Here is a 22,002-nt window from a genome sequence, read left to right as displayed (position 1 = left end):
CAAAGTTATTTTGTCTGTTTATGAAATTATTTTGCCTGTTTATATTTAAATGTTGCAAGACCATATGATTTTGAATCAGCTGGTGTAACCTTGAAATAGTATGTACCTTTCTTCCAGCCACCCCATGTTGTTATCTTGCTCTTGCTACCATACCATCTAAATGTCATGTTCTTTATTGCTTTTCCTTTTTTATTGCAAATCTGAAGTTTCCAAACTCCTGTTACATCACCACTCAAGTCAAAATAAGGATGGCGATTCTTCTTTAAGGAAATCTTATACCATTTTGCCGACTTATCTCCCGGTGTAATTAAACATTTTGCTGACTTTTTATTCTTAATAGTAATTGCTTTTTTTCTATTTGTAGCCATTTTTACTTTTACGGCTGTATTCTTAATACTAATAGACTGTAAAGTATTGGCATTAATACCATTTGATTTTGTTACAAAATAGTAAACTGCCCCCTTCTTTACATAAACATTATATTTGTAACTATAAATTGATGATACCCACTGTTCAGTAAGAATATCACTCTTCTTCTGATTCTTAAATGTTAAATAACTTCCCCACTTATATGGTAATGATACTGTAACTTTTCCTGTTGCTTCTGCCTTATACTTAAATGTATAAATATCTGAGCCCTGATTTCTGTAATACTTAATTGTCTGACCAGACTTAATAGTTCTTTCTGCTCTTGGGAAAAATCTATATGATACTGTAATTGAGTCAGTAAACTGCTCATTATTAGGTGTATAGAATGAGTTTGTTTCCAAACGTAAATAATATGTATTCTTTGAACCTAAAGCTACATATTTTGTGATGTTTGAATCTCCCACATTAAAACTATCATACAAGCCTGATACCTTGTTTGTACAAGCTGCATCTGTGTAAAGTGTCATGTAAAAAATCTTTTCTACTTTGTTTGCCTTTACATTTATTTCTAATGCACCACTTTCGCTGACCTTAACAGGAATTACAACTCCTGCTGTCTTATATAAAGTAAATTCAGTATCTAAAACTGTATTCTGAGTAAAAGTATAAGACTGTGTTACTGCCTTCTCACTACCTGTCATTGATCGTGTTGGTGTTACTGTAGTTGCTGCCATGGTTGTAAATGTCATTGCTAACATCATAACAAGCATAGCTGAAGCAACTGTTAATAGTTTTGTAATCTTTTTCATAATTACCTCCTGATATTTTTTTATTTGGAGATTATTATACTTTATAAATATATTTAATTTCAACTGATTTTACATTTTTTTTACTAAAATATGCTATTTTTCCTATTGTTTTATTGTTTATTATTTTTCTTTCCTGTTTTTCACCTTGTTTTATTCTTTTTTCTTTTTTTTAACTTTGTTTTTAGCAAATAAATCTCTGCACAACTTAGCATCGCAAATAATACAAATTGTAGCACACAAATGATGTTCAATATAATTTCCACTTTTATTCCCCGCCTTTTTATTTTTTAAATTTTTTGACTTTTGCATCAAATATTGTTGATATTAGATGTAGTTAAAACGTTTTCATCCTACAAAAGAAAATTGGCAGACCCGGAGGCCTGCCTTTCTTTGTTGCTATAGGAATCAACAATCGCACGTTATTATTGTATATTACTTTTGCAAATATAAAAAATACTTTTTTCTATATATAATTATAAAGAATACTTTATGAATTATATTTGCATTTTATTAACCTATATATTAGAATCGTTTTACAGGAGGTTCGATATGGAATTACTTCAGCTTAAATACTTTAAAGATGCCGCAGAATTAGAGAATTTTTCTAATGCTGCAAAGAAAAATATGGTGCCACAGCCTTCAATCAGCTATGCAATCAAAAAACTTGAAGAAGAACTTAGTGTACGACTTTTTGACAGAACCGGTAGAAATATTATTTTAAATGAAAACGGTACATATTTTTATAAACAGGTATCTACTATTTTAAATACAATTGATGAATGTAAAATTCATTTTTCTAATGTTACACAAAACGAAATAACCATATATATTCAAGACGGAGATTTTTTCATTTCTCCCCTTACAGCAGATTTTTGCTTTAAATATACCCACACACATTTTAAGTATGCAACAGTTGAAGAAGTAATGCATTCTGAAAAAGTGCCTTATGATTTTACATTTATGCAACCAATATGTGATTTGGATGACTTTAATTATGAAGTTTTATTAGAAGATGAATTTGTTGCCATTGTGCCGGCAAATCACCCATTAAGCAAAAAAGATGAAATTTCACTTTCTGAGCTAAAAAACGAAAACTTTGTGGGGTTATATGACACAATTCCGATTCGTGTAATGGTAGACAACTACTGTATGAATACAGCAGGCTTTACTCCTAACTATGTATTCAAATTCCATGAAGACTTTGCCACTATACACAGAGTTTCACAAAACGATGGCGTTGCTATTTTGACAAAAAAATATTATATGATGCATCCTGATAATAACGTTAAGATGCTATCCATTAAAGAAAAAGATGCCAGCAAATTACTTCTTGCCTGGCCTAAAGATAAGATTTTAACTCCTTGGGAAAAGGAATTTCTAGATTTTTCAAAAACATGGTTTAAGAACTTATAATATATAATGGATTTTTTCATTACATAAAAAGCTATAGATTAACTGTTAAGTTTAACTTCTACAAACTTATTGCTAATCCATAGCTTTTTAATGTTTTATAGTTTAATGTTTTCTAATTTACTTTCTTATGGCTTAACGCTTTATAAATTAATTTTCATAACTTAATCTATTATAATTTAATAAATTATTAGTTCTACAACAAATACAAGTACACAGCTTATAACTGCAACCTGAAACAAATTACCGCCTTTCCAAGCTAAAATCACTGCTCCTATTAAAGCAATTAAACCTGACCACATAGTCTGTGTGGATGTTAGTATTGCCGGGAAAGTCATTACAGCCAATGTAACATAAGGCACATAATATAAAAAAGATTTAATGAATTTGTTATTAATTTCTTTTCTAATCAAGGTTAAAGGAAGCACTCTGATTAAATATGTTGCTAATGACATAGCCAAAATATATACATATATGTTATTCATGATTTTCCTCCTTTACCGGAAATAATATTGCCGCAACTGTTGCAATAATTACAGTTAGTATCATTATTTTGATTCCGGAGGATATTCCCTTGAGAACTGACAATGTACTAAAAATATAACTTAACACAAAACTTACAATAATTACTCCTGCCACTATTTTATTTTTCCTGCCTTCCGGTATGATACAGGCAATAAACATGCCATACAAGCCTACACTTAATGCACTGACAGCTCTTAGTGGTAGGGCATTTCCCATAATCACTCCCAGTGCTGTGCCAACTACCCAGCCTGGAGAAGCAACAGCTATTAATCCAAACATATAATATGGATCCAGCTTTCCTGAAACAGATATTGAGGCACCAAATATTTCATCAGTTATAAAATATCCCATTACAAGTCTTTTCCACATTGGTGTATCTGCGGGAATTTTCTGACTTAATGAACATGACATAAGCAGGTACCTTGCATTTGCTATCATTTCCATCAATACCATTACCAAAATGTTAGCATTTGCACCTATTAATGTAAAAGCTATGTATTCTCCTGCTGATGCATGAAGACCGAAACTTGTTACTGCCGCCTGAAATGCTGTAATTCCAACATTTTTTGCCTGAATTCCTAATGTAAAAGATACAGCAAAATACCCTAATGCAATAGGGATTCCACCTTTTAATCCTTTACAAAAATTACTCTTGTGATTCTCTATCATTTTTACTTAATCTCTCGTTCTTTATTTTATCTTATGAAAGTGTTTACAGGTCTTTTTGTTTTTTCAAAAAAATCTTTCTTACAACCTAATAGATTATAACTTTAAACCATATTTTAATCAATGTTAAATATTCAATCTTTATTTTATCTTATGGAATATTTAATCTTCCTTTTTTATCCTTGGGATAATTTTCTTTTTTCTCTCGTTTTTGTTCATTTCAATCTATATTTTTCACTTTATCCTGTTTTTTTTCGTTCTTTTACTTTTCTTACATCTTTTATATTTTTGTTCTGCATCTTAATCTGGTCTTATTGTTTATGCATTTTTTGGTTATTTTGCTATACTCACTTTCTGTATTATGATTTTTGCCATAAGATTTCTACAACAAAAGGAATTAGACATAGGAGGTTCAAAATGAGCGAAAGATATCAGTTAAACAAAGAATTGGCACAAATGTTAAAGGGTGGCGTTATTATGGACGTTACAACACCTGAGCAGGCAAAAATTGCAGAAGCTGCAGGAGCCTGTGCAGTTATGGCACTTGAAAGAATCCCAGCAGACATTAGAGCTGCCGGCGGTGTTTCAAGAATGAGTGATCCCCAAATGATTAAAGGTATTCAGGAAGCTGTTTCTATTCCTGTTATGGCAAAATGTAGAATTGGTCATTTTGCAGAAGCACAGGTTTTAGAAGCAATTGAAATTGATTACATAGATGAAAGTGAAGTATTATCACCTGCTGATGATGTTTATCACATTAACAAAAGAGATTTTAAAGTACCTTTTGTTTGCGGTGCTAAAGATTTAGGTGAAGCGTTAAGAAGAATTAACGAAGGTGCTTCTATGATTAGAACTAAGGGCGAGCCCGGAACAGGTGACATTGTTCAGGCAGTACGTCACATGAGAATGATGAACAGCGAAATTGCAAAACTTACAAGCATGCGTAAAGATGAACTTTTTGAAGCAGCTAAACAGCTTCAGGTTCCTTACGAATTGGTTGAGTATGTACATGATAACGGAAAATTACCTGTAGTAAACTTTGCAGCCGGTGGTGTTGCTACTCCTGCTGATGCTGCGTTAATGATGCAACTTGGTGCTGAGGGTGTATTCGTTGGCTCAGGTATTTTCAAATCAGGAAATCCTGAAAAACGTGCTAACGCTATTGTTAAGGCAGTTACAAACTACACTGATGCCAAACTTATCGCAGAACTTTCTGAAGATTTAGGTGAAGCAATGGTTGGAATCAATGAACAGGAAATTGCTCTTTTAATGGCAGAACGTGGTAAGTAGGAGGCTTTTATGACTATTGGTATTTTGGCAGTTCAGGGAGCTTTCATAGAACACGCAAAGGTTTTAGAAAAACTTGGCGTTTCATCTATTGAATTACGAAAAGCCTCTGACCTTGAAAACCATATTGATGGACTTATTTTACCGGGTGGAGAAAGTACAGTTCAGGGAAAACTTCTCCGGGAACTTGGAATGTATGATATTTTAAAAGAAAAAATCGAAAATGGGCTGCCTGTTTTGGCAACCTGTGCCGGCATGATTCTTTTGGCTTCTCAAATTGACAATGACACTACAAGTCATTTTGGCACAATTCCAATGACCGTTAAGCGTAACGCCTACGGCAGACAGCTTGGAAGCTTTCATACTACAGGAACTGTAAAAAATATCGGTGAAGTTCCAATGACTTTTATTCGCGCCCCTTACGTTTCAGACACTACAAATGCCGTTGAAACATTGGCTGTTGTTGATGGCAAAACCATTGGTGTAAAATACAAAAATCAAATGGCTTTTGCTTTTCATCCGGAACTAGACGACGATTTACAGATACATAAAGCTTTTATTGAGCTAATCAAAAAATAAAAAGGGGCTGTCGCTCTAACGATTTATAATCGTTAGAGCACAGTACCTTTTTTGACCATTGTCATTCTTATACTTTCTGGTTTTTGAAATCTCGTAATTGACAGGTTTTATGAAAGCCGTCTAATTGTTTTCTTCCGGAAAAATGTAATTTTCCTCGCTTTCATATCCGGCATCGGCAATTATGTTTTTGTATTTGAACTTAAGATGTTTTTCTGCATCCCTTTAATTTCTTTTGCTCAAAATAATTCTCCCCATTAAAAATCCCAATAAAACCCAAAAGGCAAACTGACAATATTAAAAAGCAAACATGGAAAACTTTGTTTCTTAATTTATTCATCCATATACTCCAATCTGCATCCTAAACCTCTAAGTGCCTTAATAGAAACTTTGGAATCAATTGCTTTTATTTTGTATCTACGGCTATTTTATTTTTAACTTTTTAAATTTCCAAACCTTACTCTCTACTTATAAATATCAATCGCGAAAAGTTCTTCCCCAGCTTTGACTTCTCCTACTTTTATTACTCGGATTTTCTCATTGTCTTTTAATTCTGTACACATAACCGGTGTATCAAGAGATGGTGCATTTTTCTTCAAATAGTCAATATCAATTTTCATTATTGGCTCGCCTTTTTTCACCTTCTCACCCTGTTGTTTTAGGATTTCAAAACCTTTCCCCTGTAGCTTTACAGTATCAATTCCCACATGGATAATCAGGCTCACCCCATCATCTGTTGTAAAACCTATTGCATGTTTTGTATCGAAGACAAAAGAAATCTCACCATCTGCTGGAGCCTTAATAACACTATCTGTTGGTGTAACTGCTACTCCGTCTCCCATCATTCTGCTTGCAAAAGCCTCATCATTTACATCACCTAAATCTTTTGCCACGCCTGTAACGGGACTATAGATAATTTTAGTGTCTAATGCAAACTTTCCAATCTTATCTTCATTATTTTGATTCTCCAAACTGCCACTATTATTTTCACTAGCATTAATTCTGTCATGCTTGTTATTTCCGTTGCTGTTTTCAAAATTCTCACCAACGTATTCTATATTTTCCGCAGTTTCTAAATAATCTTCCAAATTAGATTTTATTACAGTAACTTTCGGTCCATAAATAATCTGCACGCCGTTGCCTTTGTGAATTACTCCCGAAGCTCCAGATGCTTTTAAAATATCATCATTTACAAATTCAGATTTAAAAACCGTACATCTAAGTCTTGTTGCACAGCAATCTACATCCGAAATATTTTTCTTGCCACCTAGTCCATTGCAAATCATTTGCGAAATTTTGTCTACTGCTTCTTCATTTGCAGATTTATCATTCTGCCAATCGTTCTTACCTTTTTTTGCTTCCACATCACTTCTGTTATAAAGCTTTACTTCATCGCTATCATCTCTACCTGGAGTTTTCAAATCCATTTTTTTAATAAGAAGTGTAAAAAGAAAATAATACACGATAAAATACACTACACCAACTACCACAATCCATATCCAGTTTGTCTTCCTGTTTCCCTGCATTATTCCAAATAGAAACATATCAATAAGTCCACCTGAAAAAGTCATTCCTACGCCAACGTTAAATAAATGCATAAGCATATATGCAAGTCCTGCCAACACACAATGTATTCCGTAAAGAACAGGTGCTACAAAAAGAAATGTAAATTCGATGGGCTCTGTTATCCCTGTAATCATAGATGTTAAGGCTGCTGACAATAACAAACCTGATACTGCTTTTCTTTTTTCAGGCTTTGCAGTTTTGTATATTGCAAGTGCTGCCCCCGGCAGTCCAAAAATCATTAAAGGGAATTTACCTGACATGAATCTGGTTGCAGAAACTGCAAATTTTGAAACAGTTGGATCTGCTAACTGGGCAAAGAAAATATTCTGAGCCCCTTCAATTAACTGACCGCCAACTTCCATGGTTCCACCCACTCCTGTTTGCCAGAACGGTAAATAAAATACATGATGCAAACCAAATGGTATAAGAAGTCTTTCCATAAATCCGTACACCCATGTGCCAACATAGCCTGAATTAAGAACAAATTCCCCCACAGAATATATACCGCTTTGTATTACCGGCCAAACAAAAAACATTAAAATTCCTACCAATGTGTAAACCAACGCACTAATAATGGGTACAAACCTAGTACCTCCAAAAAAGGACAACACCTGATGTAATTGAATTTTGTAAAATCTGTTGTGAAGTGCCGCCACACCTAAACCTACAATAATTCCACCAAATACACCCATTTGAAGAGAGGTAATACCTACTACATCGGCTGTTGCACCCCTAAGCATATTTTCCGCTCCACCGTTAATTGTAATCATGGCTCCAATTGATGCATGCATTATAAAAAAAGCAATTGCTGCTGAAAGTGCTGCAACTTCTTTTTCTTTTTTTGCCATACCAATTGCCACGCCCATTGCAAAAATAATAGGTAGGTTGGTAAATACAATATTCCCTGCATCACTAAGAACTCTGAAAATCCCATTTGCAATTGTTCCCGGTCCCATTAACTTCCACAAACCATAGGCTTTAAGCATTGTTTCATTTGTGAAGGAACTGCCAATTCCAAGCAATAACCCAGCCACAGGTAGTATTGCAATAGGCAACATAAATGATCTTCCTATACGTTGCAACACACCAAAAATTTTATCTTTCATAAAAAACTCCTTTTACTAAGAATAACTTTTATTTATCTAATTATTATTCTTAATAAAAGGAGTCAGTTTATACCTGCTAAAATATATTCGATTTGGAAACTTTTGTAATTATCACTTTCAACTATTTTATATTAAACTATACTTTGTTATTATTCTAATTCGAATTTTTCTTCTCTTAAATTTCTTAATTATACATCTATATTTTTTGTTTTAAGCATTGTTATTCCGTTATTAAATTTTCTTTTCTATTTTTTATATATGAAAATACATTATTAAATACATGGTCAAACAAAACTGTATATAATGAAGCAAAAATATTTGCACAAATTCTTAACAATACTGCTGTCTTTACACCGAAAATTCCAGAGGCAATATACAACGCTCCAAATGTATTGTAAACTGTCTGCCATGAATAGCCGGCTGAATAACCAACACCAATTCCACCTATAATTCCAATGTATGGATGTACCCATTTAGGAAGTGCATAGTAAAGGGCAACAAATATTAGGCTGCCCACAATGTTAAATGGTGCTCTTTTCTTTGCCTTTGGTGCAATGTCACTGGAAAACGGAACACATACTGACATGCAGGCAATTCCTACCCACATTGCCCTTGGTATATTTAAAAGATTAATAATTAACATTGCTGTTGAAACTGTAAGTGTTAATTTTAAATACCAGTTATTTCTAGCAGAGTGTATATTGAATTCTCTAAAAATATCCATAAAACCTCTTTTATGAGGTCTGTTTTTCTGATTTTTATAAAAAACCCCCATACAAATTAGCATACCTACAACAAGGCTGACTACACGTAACTGATAACTTTTTCCTGCGACATCGTAACCTTGAAGTAATAAATATCCCAGTACAAAAGTTGAATGATTGTACATTATTACATTATGGCATCCAAACATCATTAGTAAAAATATGCAAACAATATTAATAAGAAAGGCTGTAAACGGATCAACCATGTTGCTTAACCTTGGACCGACTATTAATATTGCAAATATCCCGGCTATTGAGATTAGTCCATGGGTTGTTTTTATTCCAAAATCTGCCTGTCGCAACACAAGTATTGCAAGAAGTACCACAACTCCCGGCACACTGTTGTCATTTCCAAAAATCATGCTAAATGCTGTTACTACCAAAAAGCAAAATGCTACAACCAAATATACTTTGAAATTATAAATTAAAATGTGTCGTGTTTTTTCTTTTTTGTCTGTTGTGTTTTTTATTAATTGTTTTGAGCCTGTTGAGCTTAACTGTAATTCCTGATAAAATGTCATCTTCTGTTCCTTTCATTTATGTTTAACAACTTTTAACTAATCCACGGCTAATAAAATTTAGCTATTGCCAATTTGTATTTGCTAAAATTAAACTATTTCCAAATCTGCGTCTAATAAAATTACGAAACCACGCTCCCGCTGCTTCCACCTCGTAGTGGTTCTATCAAGCCGACTACGCTACCTTGATGAACCGACGGGTTCCAAGCACTTTCTTTAATTTTTATTAACCGCAGATTTTGTTTATATTTTCGATTTTATATTGTTGGCGGTTTATTTTGCCAATATACTATTTGCCTGTTTTATTAGTTTGAATAATTGTTCAAATTCTTCCTCCGCCATATTTTCCTTTAATGCATATAGTGGATTTAAATAATAGTAATACATATCATCAATTTCTTTTTTTCCTTTTTCAGTTATTATCAATGTATAACTTCTTTTATCCTCATTTGTGTGGATTTTTTCTATAAGCTGCTTGCTCTCTAGTTGCTCTATTAATCTGCTTATGATTGTTTTACTTATGCCCATTGCATCTTTTAAGTAACCGGGTGTTACCTTTTCTTTGGACAAGGCAACTCTAAACAGCACATCCAATTCCTGTGCTGATGTACTCTGACCTTTGTGGGCTTTCTTTATTGCCATACTACTGAAGAATCTAAGCTCTCCATGTTTTTCTATCATGTCTTTCCAATTTTTATCTTTCATTTTCTGTTACTTCCTATTTCTTTCTTTTTAAAATAGTTCACTTTGTGAACTATTTATTTAAATAATATATACTATTTTATATATTTGGTCAAGAAAAAATTAGTGATTTACTAAAACATAATAGTTGACACAAGTCCGAAATCGTACTAGAATGTGTAAAGTATGATTTCGGACTTATTAAGCCTATTTATTTTTATAAATGCAAATATTTTAAATTATTTTACCTAACTTATTTATTAATAAGATTTAGTTACAATTGCAAAGGAGTATTGTTATGGAACAATTTAATAAAGCATATATCAGCCCTAACTTAATGGCATTTAACAGAATTTATCAGACTTTTGATGGCATCTATCATGACATAGCTTTGGAGCTTGGATTATCTGATAGCGGATTTGTAATCTTATATACTATTTGCGAAACAGGTGACGGTTGCCTGCAAAAAGACCTAAGCACTATGCTTTCAATGTCAAAACAGACAATCAATTCATCTATCCGTAGATTGGAAAAAGATGATTTTTTAACCTTAACCAGTGGTAAGGGACGACAAATGCACATTTACCTTACCCCAAAGGGCAGACAGTTTTGTGAAAAAAAATCTTTCCTCTCATAGCTATGGAAAATAAAGCTTTTTCCTGTATGAAGAAAGATGAATGCAACTTAATGTTGAAACTTTTTAACGACTACTGTCAGGCTTTAAAAGACAGTATCTCTAAGCTTTAACCAAATTATTATTTAGGAGAAAACATGAATATACAATTATCAGATCATTTTACTTATAAAAAATTATTTAGATTCGTACTACCATCAATTGTTATGATGATTTTTACATCTATTTACAGTGTTGTAGACGGGCTTTTCGTATCTAACTTTGTTGGGAAAACCGCCTTTGCATCTGTCAATCTTATTATGCCACTTATGATGGGACTTTCTGCGCTGGGCTTTATGATTGGTACAGGTGGTAGTGCCATTGTGGCAGCAACCCTTGGTAAAGGTCAGAAGAAAAAAGCTAATGAATACTTTTCAATGCTTGTTTATACAGCTTTAATTGGCGGCATTGTTGTTTCAATATTAGGATTTTTCTTAGTTAAGCCAATCGCCATTGCTCTTGGTGCCACAGGTGACCTGCTTAACAACTGTTTGATTTACGGAAGAATTTCTTTTATTTCATTAACTGCATTTATGCTTCAAAATGTATTTCAAAGTTTCTTTGTAACTGCTGCTAAGCCAAAGCTTGGCTTGTGCGTAATCGTGTCTGCGGGAGTTACTAACATGATTCTTGATTTTGTGTTTATTTACATTTTGCAAATGGGCGTTGCCGGTGCTGCTTGTGCAACAGTTTGTGGTGAATTTATTGGTGGGCTTGTTCCTATTATTTATTTTTCAAGAAAAAACTCAAGTTTGCTAAGACTTGGCAAACCTGTTTTTTCAGGAAGAATTTTGCTTAAAGCGTGCACAAATGGTTCATCAGAATTAATGACTAATTTATCAAGCTCCGTTGTTAATTCCTTATACAATTTGCAGCTTATGAAATTTGCAGGTGAAGACGGGATTGCAGCATACGGAACTATTATGTATGTAAACTTTATATTCGCTGCTATATTTATCGGCTACTCAATTGGTAGTGCTCCAATTGTAAGTTATCATTACGGTGCCAAGAACCATATTGAGCTAAAAAATCTATTTAAAAAAAGTCTGTCATTTATTAGCATATGTGGTGTATGTTTAACGATTCTTTCTTTTTCAATAGCATCACCATTGTCTAAACTTTTTGTAGGTTATGACAAGGATTTGTTTGCCCTAACAGTTCATGGTTTCAGAATTTATTGCCTTACATTCCTTGTTAACGGCTTTAATATATATGGTTCTTCATTCTTTACAGCACTAAACAACGGTCTAATATCAGCTACTATTTCTTTCTTAAGAACACTGGTATTTCAGATTATTGTTGTAATGACACTTCCAATCCTATTTGGAATTAACGGTATTTGGATTGCCGTTGCTGTTGCAGAACTTTTAACATTGTGCTTTACAGCCTTCTTCTTTATTAACAAACGAAAAGTATATCATTACTAAAAGTTAATTTTTACAACACAAAACATCCCTTGCGATGTTCTTCACACTGGATGCGTACTTAATCGCAACTAATTTATTTTCACACCTAAGTGTGTCTTTATTGGAATAACGGAAATTCTCGAAGAATTTCCATTACATATTAAAAGGGATTAGCCATTGTTAAACAAACTAACAGTGGCTAATCCCTTTTTATGAAATACACTTTTTTGAAATATTCTTTTGCGAATTTCACTTTATGAAATACACTTTCCTTGTAGATTTCACTTTATGCTATTTTATCTTATGTAATTATTATTTGTTTGATTAAACAAATTTTCTCTATAAGTAAATTATTGAATATACTTAGCAGCATCTTTATCTACAATAACTGTTACATGATTATGTAACTGTAAAATTGATGCCGGTACCTTTGGAGTTACAGGTCCAAAGAAAGCTTCCTTAACAATCTCAGCCTTGTTGGCTCCGCTGGCAATAAGTAAAATATGCTTTGACTGCATAATTGACTTGATTCCCATTGTAAATGCCTTTTCAGGCACTTTTTCTCCCGGTTTGAAAAGTCTCTGATTTGCATCTTTTGTACTTTGAGTAAGTTCAACACAATGTGTCATCTTCTCAAATGATTCGCCCGGTTCATTAAAACCTATGTGACCATTTAAGCCAATTCCTAATAATTGCATGTCAATGCCACCTAACTTTTCAATGATGCCGTTGTAGCGTTCACATTCAGCTTCTTCGTCTTCTGCCATACCGTTTGGTAAATATGTATTTTTCTTATCAATATTAATTCTGTCAAAAAGATTTTCATTCATAAAGAATCTGTAGCTTTGTTCGTGAGTTCCCTCTAAGCCCTTGTATTCATCCAGATTAACAGTTTTTGTCTGAGAAAAATCTATATCACCTTTTTTGTACCAGTTTACAAGCTGATTATATGTTCCAATAGGAGTCTCACCTGTTGCCAAACCAATTACTGAGCCCGGCTTTAAAATCACCTGTGCTGACAAATAATTAGCTGCTTTTCTACTCATGTCCTTGTAATCATCTGCTATGATAATTTTCATCGTTTCGCTCCTTTTATAACTAACAATTAAACCATTGTTACAATTCATTTATTCCTGTTTATTTTTCTTATGTATTCTGACTTTTATCAGTTCTTTTTATCTTTTGTTCTTATCAATTTTACTCTTGATTACTACTGATTCTGCTCTTTTAGGAAATTGATAAATGTATCAACGCTACCGCCTACTACCTGAATCTTTTCAGGTCTTGTTCCTTCAAGTAATGATACGTCAAAGAAATCACCATTCTTTGTTTTTTCTGTTAGCATAAAACTGTCACTTCCATACAAGCCTTCTTCTATGCCAACATATTCATCACCCCAAAATGAACAATCCTCAGGCAAAATGCCTTCCTTAGAAATTTCTTCAAAAATAGTATCAACATTGTCGCTTTTACATGAAATACCAACTTCCAAATATTTTGCATCACATGTAGCTGACACTTCCATGCCATTTTCTTTTCCGATTTTTTCTGAAATGTCAATTAAATCTCTTAAACCATTTTTTAAACCATGGTCACTAAGAAGTGTTTTTAATTTTGACATTTCATCTGCCTGCATAAATAACTGATCACCACGTAAATCTTCTACCATTAAATCAATTTTGCAGTAATTGGGTCTTGAAAAAACTATATCAGTTTTCAAGCCATATTCTTTTAACAGATATCTGTGAACCTGATAACATATATCATGTATTTTTAGCAAATCTTCATCCTTTGGAATACAGTCTGCAAAAACTTCCGGCTTACCATCAACCATTTGGTAATTAAAAGCACCTCTGCCTAAACCTAAATAAAGATTTTCATTTTCTTCTTTTGTAAAATACTTATGAATTTCTCCACCGGCAATCTTATCGTATGTAGTTCCACTAACAATGATTAATTTTATGCCTTTCTGTAGAAGCGGTTTCATTGCCTGAACTGTTTCTTCCACAGGTGCCTGTCTTGACATAACTGCTGTTCCGTCCCAATCGAAAAATATGGCTTTATATTTTTTGTACATATTTTTCTCCTTTCTTCAATGTCAGGCTTTCACCTAAACTTTCAAAACTGATTTCCACATCATTAAGTAACTGATAAGTTACATCCTCTTTTGTAATCTTTATGCTTAAATCACTTCCCTTATATTGAATATTAAATTCATAAGAGTTCCACTGATTTGGAATCTTTGGATTAATTTCTAAATAACCTCTGTTTGATCTTACGCCTGCAAAACCAAATACAATACCCTGCCATGTACCTGCCATGTTTGCAGCATGGATACCTGCATAAAAGTTGTTATGCATATCCTCTAAGTCCATTGTTGCAGACTGTGAGAAATATTTATATGCTTCATCATCATATCCAATCTGACTTGCCAAAATTCCAAAAATACATGTTGATAAAGATGAATGATGCAATGTAACTGTCTGATAAAAATCATAATTTCTCTTTAACTCTTCGTTAGTAAAGTAATTGCTGTAAAGTAACATACCAAGAATTGCATCTGCCTGCTTAGCCATCTTCTGTCTGTAAACAAACAGTGGATGATAATTTTCATAAAGCAAATGTCTCTTTTCTTCAGGTATCTTACTTTCATCCCATGGCTTTCTCATAAGGAAGCCGTCATCCTGTGGATAAATCTGCAATTTTTCATCGTATGGGAAATACATATTCTCAATAATTCTTTCCCAATACTCAACTTCATCTTCACTGAAATCTAACTTCTTAACTAACTTGTTGTAAGCTTCCTTATCTAATTCTTTTACTTTATTTAAAGCCCAAACTGCACTTCTTAAATTTTCTCTGGCAATTAAGTTAGTGTAGAAATTGTTATCTACAATTGCGTTATATTCGTCAGGTCCTGTTACTGCACAAATGCAATATTTATTATCCTTGCACTCTGCAAAACAGCCAACATCTGCCCATACTCTTGCTGTTTCAATTAAAACTTCTGCTCCTTTTTCAATTAAGAAGTCATAGTCTCCTGTAATATCAAAATACAATTTGTAAGCATAGGCAATATCACCGTTTATATGATACTGTGCTGTACCAAGTGGAAAATATGTTGACGCTTCCTCTCCATTAATTGTTCTCCATGGATATAATGCTCCCTTTGTGTGACCGAGAATTCTAGCTCTATCTCTTGCCGCATCTAAAGTATCATATCTGTAAGTTAATAACTGTTTTGCAAGTTCTGCGTCAGTGTAAATGAAAACAGGTAGTACATACATTTCTGTATCCCAAAAGTAGTGACCTTCATAACCTTCACCACTTAAACCTTTGGCGCCCATACCTGTTCTACCATCACGACCTGCTGACTGCATAATGTGGAACAAATTAAATCTGATACCCTGCTGTAACTGATCATCGCCTTCAATCTTAATGTCAGCCTTCTTCCAGAACTCCTGCATGTATTCTTTTTGTAATTTTTCTAAGCCGTCAAAACCTAATTCATTTCCTTTTTCTAATTTTTCCTGAATAAAGCCATATAACTTGTCTTTATCCATATCTAAGTCAGATGAATAAGCTATGATTTTTTCAAAAGTATATTCTTCATTCTCTGTTACATCTAATTGATATGTAACAACAGCAGTTTCTTCCTGAATATCTTTATCTGTAATTTTTCCACCACACTTACAAACACTTCCACATGCCATTGTAAATTTGTTATTTTTCACTTCTGCTTCATATATAAGTGTGTCACCCTTAACATCAAGTCCTCTTGGAATTAAATGTTTTCCATAAGGGCCATAATCAATTAATGGGTTTGTAGTGCTTGTGTGATTTTCCACTGCTCCATCAAAGAATGAATTTATCTTAACTTTTCCACTGAAATTTAATGGTGTAAATTTAATCTGTATACCCATTAAATTCTTATCACTAAAAGACACTAATCTTTTAAAAGTTACTTTTACTTCTTTGCCTTTAGGTGATTTCCAGTAAACATTTCTTATAACTTCACCGTCCTCCATCAAAAGGCTTCTCTCATATTCTTTGATTTCTCCTGTAAATAAATCAAATGGTTCATCATCAAATATGAGAGTTGTCTTTTTTAGATTAGGAAGGTTAAGTAATGATTGGCTTTTTTTAGGGAATCCAAAATTCCACTCGCCATATCTTATATTCTCACTTTCATAGAAACCATTAATAAAGTTTCCCTCTAAACCTTCATCTACTGTAAAAGGATAACCTTCATCAAAAGTTCCTCTTGTACCGATATATCCATTAGAAAGAGCAAATGTTGTCTCATTTCTATAATTCCATTCTTTTAAAAATTTTTTCTCTGTAACTTTCCAGCTTTCTACCGGATATGTATTTTTTTCCATTATAAGCCTCCATAATTTTCTCTAAAATTTAGCCCTTAACAGCTCCTGCTGTTAAACTTTCCATAACCTGTTTCTGTAATATAATAAAGAAAATAATTGTTGGTAATACTGTTATAACTACCGCCGCAAACAGTGCTGAATAATTGTTTGCAAATGTTCCTAAATAATAATTTAATGCAATTGGAACTGTTCTTGCTGTGTCTCCACTTGTGAGCATTAATGCAAAGTAGAACTCGTTCCATGTATTAATAAACTGAAGCATTGCTATTGTTGCAAATCCAGGTTTTGCTAAAGGAAGAATTACCTTTGTAAAAGACTGTATAAATGATGCTCCGTCAATATATGCTGATTCTTCAAGTGCTAAAGGAATTGTTTTATAATAACTTGTCATTACGAAGAATGACATTGGAATTCCCATGGCCGCGTAGACTATAATTAGTCCAAGTTTTGTATCATATATACCCAATGTTTTGAACATTGAGAATAATGGCTGTGATATAGCCTGTGCAGGTAACATTAATGATGCTGAAATCATAAGTACAAGCAAAGGTTTTAATTTAAAGTTGTATCTTGCAGTAACATAGGCACACATTCCTACTACAATAAGTGTTACAAGAACGCTGACACCTACTACAATTACACTGTTTAAAAAGTATTTCTGAATAGGTGCATATTTAAATGCATCTACATAGTTTGAGAAATGGAATGCCTTAGGTAATGATAATGCTGAGGCATTGATTTCCGCATAAGTTTTAAATGAACTTAATGCTGCCCATATAATTGGTCCAATTGATATAAATACAATTAGAAGAAGGAATAAATATTTAAATATGCCTAGAACAACCCTTAAGGCAGCCGGCTGTTTTTTTAATGATTTCGGTCCGCTTACTTTTTCTGCCATCTTTATACCTCCTCTAAATCTTTTTTCTGGTTAAATAGTTTCTGAATTAAAATTACTAAAACTAAACCTAATATAATCTGTACAACACCAACTGCATTTGCCTTACCATAATTGTTCTCTAAAGTAATTATCTTGTACAAATACATTGGCAGATTCAACGTACTGTTACCAGGTCCGCCCTTGGTTGTCATATAAATAATGTCAAACTGTGATACCATTGCAACTGAAGCTAAAATTACACATGTTCCAAATGCATTCTTCATTAATGGAATTGTTATGTATCTGTCAGCCTGTCCCGGTGTTGCTCCGTCTACCTGTGCTGCTTCGTAAATGTCAGGGCTTATTGCCTGCATTTCACCTAAGAAAATTAACATGTTAAATCCTGAATAAAATACCCATGTTGCTGTTACTGTCCAGAATGCATATTTTGAATTACCAAAAAGGTTAATTACCATTGTTGTGTCAATTCCTAATTTCTCGTATATCATTTTTACTACACCGAATGTAGGATTTAATAATAATGAATACATTACTGCTGTTGCAGCTGTAGGTATAATGTTAGGTATTACATAGGCTACTCTTGTAAATTTCCAGCCTCTTGGTTTTCTTCTTAAAATAAGAGCCATAATAAAACCAATAGAAACATGTAATGTTGACTGTATTAACACCCATTTTAATGTGTTAATAATTGCGACTTTGAAATCCGGATCTGCAAAAATTGTTTTAAAATTATCCAATCCCTGAAATACTGGTGACTGTGCCACTGAATAATTACAAAATGATGTAACTATAACCATTATCAAAGGTATTGCATACACTATGCAAAATAGAATCACACAGGGTAATGCAAATGCCAATATCCATCCTTTTTTATTTTTTGTAGACATTTTCTCACTATCCTTTCACAAAAAAAGACTGTCCCATATAATTTTCTTTGTGATTATTTATATGAGACAGTCATCAACCTTAATTTACTTTAATTTTTCTTAGCTGCGTCTGATAATTTCTTACAGAATTCTTTTGGTGTAATGTTTCCATAAGCTAATTCAGGCAACTGATTTGAGAATACATCAATAACATTCTGATACCAGTAAGCTTGGTTCTGACCGTATGTGTACTTAGCTTTTGACTGAATCTCTAATACGTCTGCCATTAATGGATCTGAATCTTTAAGAGACTGTGGTACTTCAATGTTGCTTGATACTGGCTGCAATCCTGCCATTTCTAATGCTTTAATCTGATTTTCAGCAGATGTTTCGAATTTTAAGAATGCTACTGCTGCTTTAATCTTATCAGGATCCTTTGCACCTACCATGTCACCAGGTGTTGGAACACTTTCCATACCTGAACCTGGAAGAAGCATAATACCAACTTTGTCATAGAAACCTTCAGGAGCTTTGTCTGTGCTCTTGAAATCAGGAATCATCCAAGGTCCATTTGGAAGCATTGCAACTTCTCCGTTAAAGAAGTGTGTAGCCATTGTGTCATATTTTCCGCCAAGTGCATCTGATGTTGTATACTTCTGAAGCATTTTCTGAAGTGTTGCTGTTGCATCTTCAACAACTGATGTATTGTAGTCTGTTGGGTACTGCTTGTTCATAAAGTCGTTTCCTTCTTTTCCTGCTGTACCAATTAAACCACTGTACCAAAGATTTGATAACCAGCCAAGGTCTGCGCTGTCCATACTTACAGGTGTAATTCCTTTTGCTTTCAACTTATCACATGCTGCAAAGAATTCATCCCATGTTGCATATCCTGTTTCAGGAGCTTCAATTCCTGCTTTCTTAAATAAGTCTTTGTTATAGTAAATGTATGAAATTTCTTTTGATACTGGAATTCCATAAACCTTACCTTTGTATGAGTTAAACTCAAGGTCTGTATCACTAAACATTGCTTTCCATTTTTTGTCATCTTCAAGATACTGTGTTAAGTCCTGAACCTTACCTGACTTAGCAGCTAATGCTGTAATGTTGTTTCCACCATTTAAAACGATGTCCGGTAAATCACCACTTGAAATTAATAATTTAATCTTCTGGTTAAATGCATCTGTTGTAGGAATTTCTTCAAAATTAAATTCAACGTTCTTTCCTTCATCTGTTTTCTTAAATGCATCAAATAAGTATTTGTAGTAATCTGCTGCGTAATCTGTACCTACATGATAGTTAATTACGTTAAGTACTACCTTTCCGCCCTTTGATTTTCCTGAATCACTCTTTGATGTGTCCTTGCTTGAAGAACCACATCCTGTTATAAGTCCTGCTACCATTGTTCCAACAAGTAACAAGCTTAACAATTTCTTCTTTCTCATAAAATATTCCTCCTTCGCTCTGTTTGATGATTACATTATATTTGTTTTTTGTGTGTTTCTGAATAGAATATTTTTACTTAAACTTGTGATTTTTTTACATATTTTTACATTTTTTTGTAATTTTTTGTCTATTTTCCATAAACGCAACTTTTATTATTTTCTTATGTTATAATTAACATAAACAAAAAGCAATACAAATAGGATTCTATTTTATACATTTACACAGAAGAGGTTTACATGACTATTAATAAAGAAAAAACTAATAATGTGAACATTACCGAAATAACAAAAGCCGGCAAAGCTCACACACACAGAAAAAAAATCAAAACACAGGTTACTACTCTTATTACCATTACAATCGTAGTCGCCCTACTTGTAAGTGGTATTCTTCTTTCTTACAAAACTGCAAAGGAATTTACCAAAAGCTATCAGGAGCAGATGTTACAGGAAGGCCGTTCCACAATTGATGCCATTTCCAATAATATAGATACAATAGATTCTGTATACAGAATACTTACTTTAAATGATTCAGTTTATAAATGGCTGGGAAAAAACTATGAATATGATGCTAATTCATCAGTAGTTTTAAAACAAATGACTTCTGTTCTTATTATGAACAATATATGGGAGAAATCCTACATTAATTCAATATACGTTTATAATAATCAGGGTAGCCAAATTCACGTCTCAAAAGATGAATCTGTTTTATCCACAACAGAGACAACAACAATATATAGAACTTATAATGAGGAAACTCCAACTTTAACAATACGTTCTTTGGATAATTCCAATTGCCTGTATTTCATCAGATCCATTTACAGTTCAGATAGTGGTGAAATTCTAGGCACAGTAATTATTTCCATTGACAAAAAGGAATGGCTTGCTGACTTAACTCAAAGTATTTCTAACGGTTGGCATATTTTTCTATATAATAAAGATGTTGAACTTATTTCCGGGACCGATGGAAATACTACTAAACACGAAATGAATGCATTAAAAAATTCTATTATAAAAAACAGTGACTGGGTATTTTTTGATACAACTTTTAAAGATAATAGTTATCTTGCCCTATCAAACAATATAGAAAAAATGGAACTTAACACTGTAGTTATGGCACCTAAAGCTCAAATATCAAAACAATTATTTAATGTATTACTTCCATATATAGTTGTAATTATTTTAATAATTGTTGCCGTAACAATTATTGCTTTCTTATTTAGTAGGGTTATTACCCGCCCTATAACAGTTATGAAGGGATATGTTGACAGAATAGCTGATGGAAATTATTCAGAACACATTTCTTCCCTTGATGATTACGAAGAGTTCTATTCTCTTCAATTATCAGTTAATAATATGTTAAGCGAAATCCATTCATATCATGATGATATTTTAGAACAAAACATGCTTTTAAAAGATGCAGAAATCAGAGCCTTACAGTCACAGATTAATCCACATTTTCTATTTAATGTGCTTAATACAATGGCTTGGAAAGCTCAGATGTCAGATAATAATGAAATTTATTCCATGGCAATTGCTCTCGGGGAACTGTTAAAAGCCACAGTTATTTCAAGAGATAATTTTGAAGCTACTGTTGAAGATGAATTGTCTTATGTTAGATTTTATAACTATTTACAGAAAATGAGATTTGAAGATAAAATACAGGTATTTTTTGATATTGAACCAAATCTTGATAAATGTCATATACCAATTTTCTCAATTCAAACATTAGTTGAAAATGCTTATGTACATGGCTTGGAGCCAAAAGAAACATCAGGTACTTTAACTATTTCCATAAAGAAAATTAGTGACAATGTTTGTATATCTGTAGTTGATGATGGTGTTGGTTTTACCAAAATTCCAACTTTTGATACCAACGAAACACAGGATGTACAGGTTGGTGGTCACACTCATGTTGGATTAAAAAACCTAAACAGACGTTTATTTCTTATGTATGGAGGAAATTCCAGCTTACATATAGAAAGTATACCAATGGAAAAAACTACAATTTCCTTTATGGTACCATTTAACTTTGAAGATACAACTTTGTAAGGAGGA

Annotated in this window: 18 protein-coding genes; 6 read left to right on the top strand and 12 right to left on the bottom strand. The window is 33.0% G+C overall.

The features are described from left to right. Nucleotides 1-26: 26 nt before the first annotated feature. On the bottom strand, nucleotides 27-1,178 hold the full coding sequence (locus DW006_RS01775) for a hypothetical protein (protein ID WP_117998778.1): 1,152 nt from the start codon (nucleotides 1,176-1,178) through the stop codon (nucleotides 27-29). A 549-nt stretch (nucleotides 1,179-1,727) separates the two neighbouring features. Between DW006_RS01775 and DW006_RS01770 the strand changes: the two genes are divergently transcribed. Continuing rightward, entirely contained in the window at nucleotides 1,728-2,591 is an 864-nt protein-coding gene (locus DW006_RS01770) for a LysR family transcriptional regulator (RefSeq protein WP_158561036.1), read from the top strand. A 176-nt stretch (nucleotides 2,592-2,767) separates the two neighbouring features. Here the strand turns inward: DW006_RS01770 and DW006_RS01765 are convergent, their stop codons facing one another. Then, a complete protein-coding gene (locus DW006_RS01765) occupies nucleotides 2,768-3,076 on the bottom strand; it encodes an AzlD domain-containing protein (RefSeq protein WP_199521872.1) in 309 nt (102 codons plus the stop codon). Next, complete coding sequence (locus tag DW006_RS01760; protein ID WP_117998775.1) at nucleotides 3,066-3,782, bottom strand: AzlC family ABC transporter permease; 717 nt, start codon at nucleotides 3,780-3,782, stop codon at nucleotides 3,066-3,068. The genes DW006_RS01765 and DW006_RS01760 overlap by 11 nt, the downstream gene beginning before the upstream one ends. A gap of 414 nt (nucleotides 3,783-4,196) precedes the next feature. Here DW006_RS01760 and pdxS point away from each other — a divergent pair, with 414 nt between their 5' ends. Further along, nucleotides 4,197-5,069 (top strand): pyridoxal 5'-phosphate synthase lyase subunit PdxS, encoded by an 873-nt coding sequence (gene pdxS / locus DW006_RS01755; RefSeq protein WP_117998774.1) that lies wholly within the window; start codon nucleotides 4,197-4,199, stop codon nucleotides 5,067-5,069. Between the two features lie 9 nt (nucleotides 5,070-5,078). After that, nucleotides 5,079-5,645: a pyridoxal 5'-phosphate synthase glutaminase subunit PdxT gene (gene pdxT, locus DW006_RS01750; RefSeq protein ID WP_117998773.1), complete on the top strand. Its 567-nt coding sequence runs from the start codon at nucleotides 5,079-5,081 to the stop codon at nucleotides 5,643-5,645. A 461-nt stretch (nucleotides 5,646-6,106) separates the two neighbouring features. On the opposite strand, the gene DW006_RS01740 is transcribed toward pdxT, so the two are convergent. The 3 genes from DW006_RS01740 to DW006_RS01730 all read right to left on the bottom strand — a co-directional run bounded on the left by DW006_RS01740 (nucleotide 6,107) and on the right by DW006_RS01730 (nucleotide 10,301). Next, a complete protein-coding gene (locus DW006_RS01740) occupies nucleotides 6,107-8,314 on the bottom strand; it encodes a PTS transporter subunit IIABC (RefSeq protein WP_117998772.1) in 2,208 nt (735 codons plus the stop codon). A gap of 220 nt (nucleotides 8,315-8,534) precedes the next feature. Further along, nucleotides 8,535-9,599: an FUSC family protein gene (locus DW006_RS01735; RefSeq protein WP_117998771.1), complete on the bottom strand. Its 1,065-nt coding sequence runs from the start codon at nucleotides 9,597-9,599 to the stop codon at nucleotides 8,535-8,537. Between the two features lie 270 nt (nucleotides 9,600-9,869). Then, nucleotides 9,870-10,301 (bottom strand): MarR family transcriptional regulator, encoded by a 432-nt coding sequence (locus DW006_RS01730; RefSeq protein ID WP_117998770.1) that lies wholly within the window; start codon nucleotides 10,299-10,301, stop codon nucleotides 9,870-9,872. 274 nt (nucleotides 10,302-10,575) lie between these two features. Here DW006_RS01730 and DW006_RS01725 point away from each other — a divergent pair, with 274 nt between their 5' ends. Both DW006_RS01725 and DW006_RS01720 read left to right on the top strand, forming a co-directional pair. Further along, nucleotides 10,576-10,914 carry a MarR family transcriptional regulator gene (locus DW006_RS01725; RefSeq protein ID WP_243002556.1) on the top strand — a complete coding sequence of 113 codons (339 nt, stop codon included), beginning with the start codon at nucleotides 10,576-10,578 and terminating at the stop codon, nucleotides 10,912-10,914. A 134-nt stretch (nucleotides 10,915-11,048) separates the two neighbouring features. After that, complete coding sequence (locus DW006_RS01720) at nucleotides 11,049-12,377, top strand: MATE family efflux transporter (protein ID WP_117998769.1); 1,329 nt, start codon at nucleotides 11,049-11,051, stop codon at nucleotides 12,375-12,377. Between the two features lie 329 nt (nucleotides 12,378-12,706). Here the strand turns inward: DW006_RS01720 and nagB are convergent, their stop codons facing one another. From nagB to DW006_RS01690, 6 genes are all read right to left on the bottom strand, one after another. Further along, nucleotides 12,707-13,435, bottom strand: a complete 729-nt coding sequence (gene nagB, locus DW006_RS01715; RefSeq protein ID WP_022164971.1) for a glucosamine-6-phosphate deaminase — start codon at nucleotides 13,433-13,435, stop codon at nucleotides 12,707-12,709. 131 nt (nucleotides 13,436-13,566) lie between these two features. Beyond that, entirely contained in the window at nucleotides 13,567-14,433 is an 867-nt protein-coding gene (locus tag DW006_RS01710) for an HAD hydrolase family protein (RefSeq protein ID WP_117998768.1), read from the bottom strand. Further along, nucleotides 14,417-16,738: a glycosyl hydrolase family 65 protein gene (locus DW006_RS01705; protein WP_117998767.1), complete on the bottom strand. Its 2,322-nt coding sequence runs from the start codon at nucleotides 16,736-16,738 to the stop codon at nucleotides 14,417-14,419. Before DW006_RS01705 ends, DW006_RS01710 begins: the two co-directional genes overlap by 17 nt. Nucleotides 16,739-16,766: 28 nt before the next feature. Beyond that, nucleotides 16,767-17,639 (bottom strand): carbohydrate ABC transporter permease, encoded by an 873-nt coding sequence (locus DW006_RS01700; protein ID WP_117998766.1) that lies wholly within the window; start codon nucleotides 17,637-17,639, stop codon nucleotides 16,767-16,769. Nucleotides 17,640-17,641: 2 nt separating this feature from the next. Then, on the bottom strand, nucleotides 17,642-18,526 hold the full coding sequence (locus DW006_RS01695) for a sugar ABC transporter permease (protein ID WP_022164975.1): 885 nt from the start codon (nucleotides 18,524-18,526) through the stop codon (nucleotides 17,642-17,644). Nucleotides 18,527-18,615: 89 nt separating this feature from the next. After that, on the bottom strand, nucleotides 18,616-19,947 hold the full coding sequence (locus DW006_RS01690) for an extracellular solute-binding protein (protein WP_117998765.1): 1,332 nt from the start codon (nucleotides 19,945-19,947) through the stop codon (nucleotides 18,616-18,618). Nucleotides 19,948-20,184: 237 nt separating this feature from the next. On the opposite strand from DW006_RS01690, the gene DW006_RS01685 reads away from it, so the two are divergent. After that, nucleotides 20,185-21,996: a histidine kinase gene (locus DW006_RS01685; RefSeq protein WP_117998764.1), complete on the top strand. Its 1,812-nt coding sequence runs from the start codon at nucleotides 20,185-20,187 to the stop codon at nucleotides 21,994-21,996. Nucleotides 21,997-22,002 lie beyond the last annotated feature (6 nt).

The sequence above is a fragment of the Eubacterium sp. AF36-5BH genome (genome assembly GCF_003460505.1).
GTDB lineage: Bacteria > Bacillota > Clostridia > Lachnospirales > Lachnospiraceae > Eubacterium_G.
The sequence above is the reverse complement of the archived record's forward strand: the minus strand, read 5'-3'. Positions and strand labels throughout refer to the sequence as shown.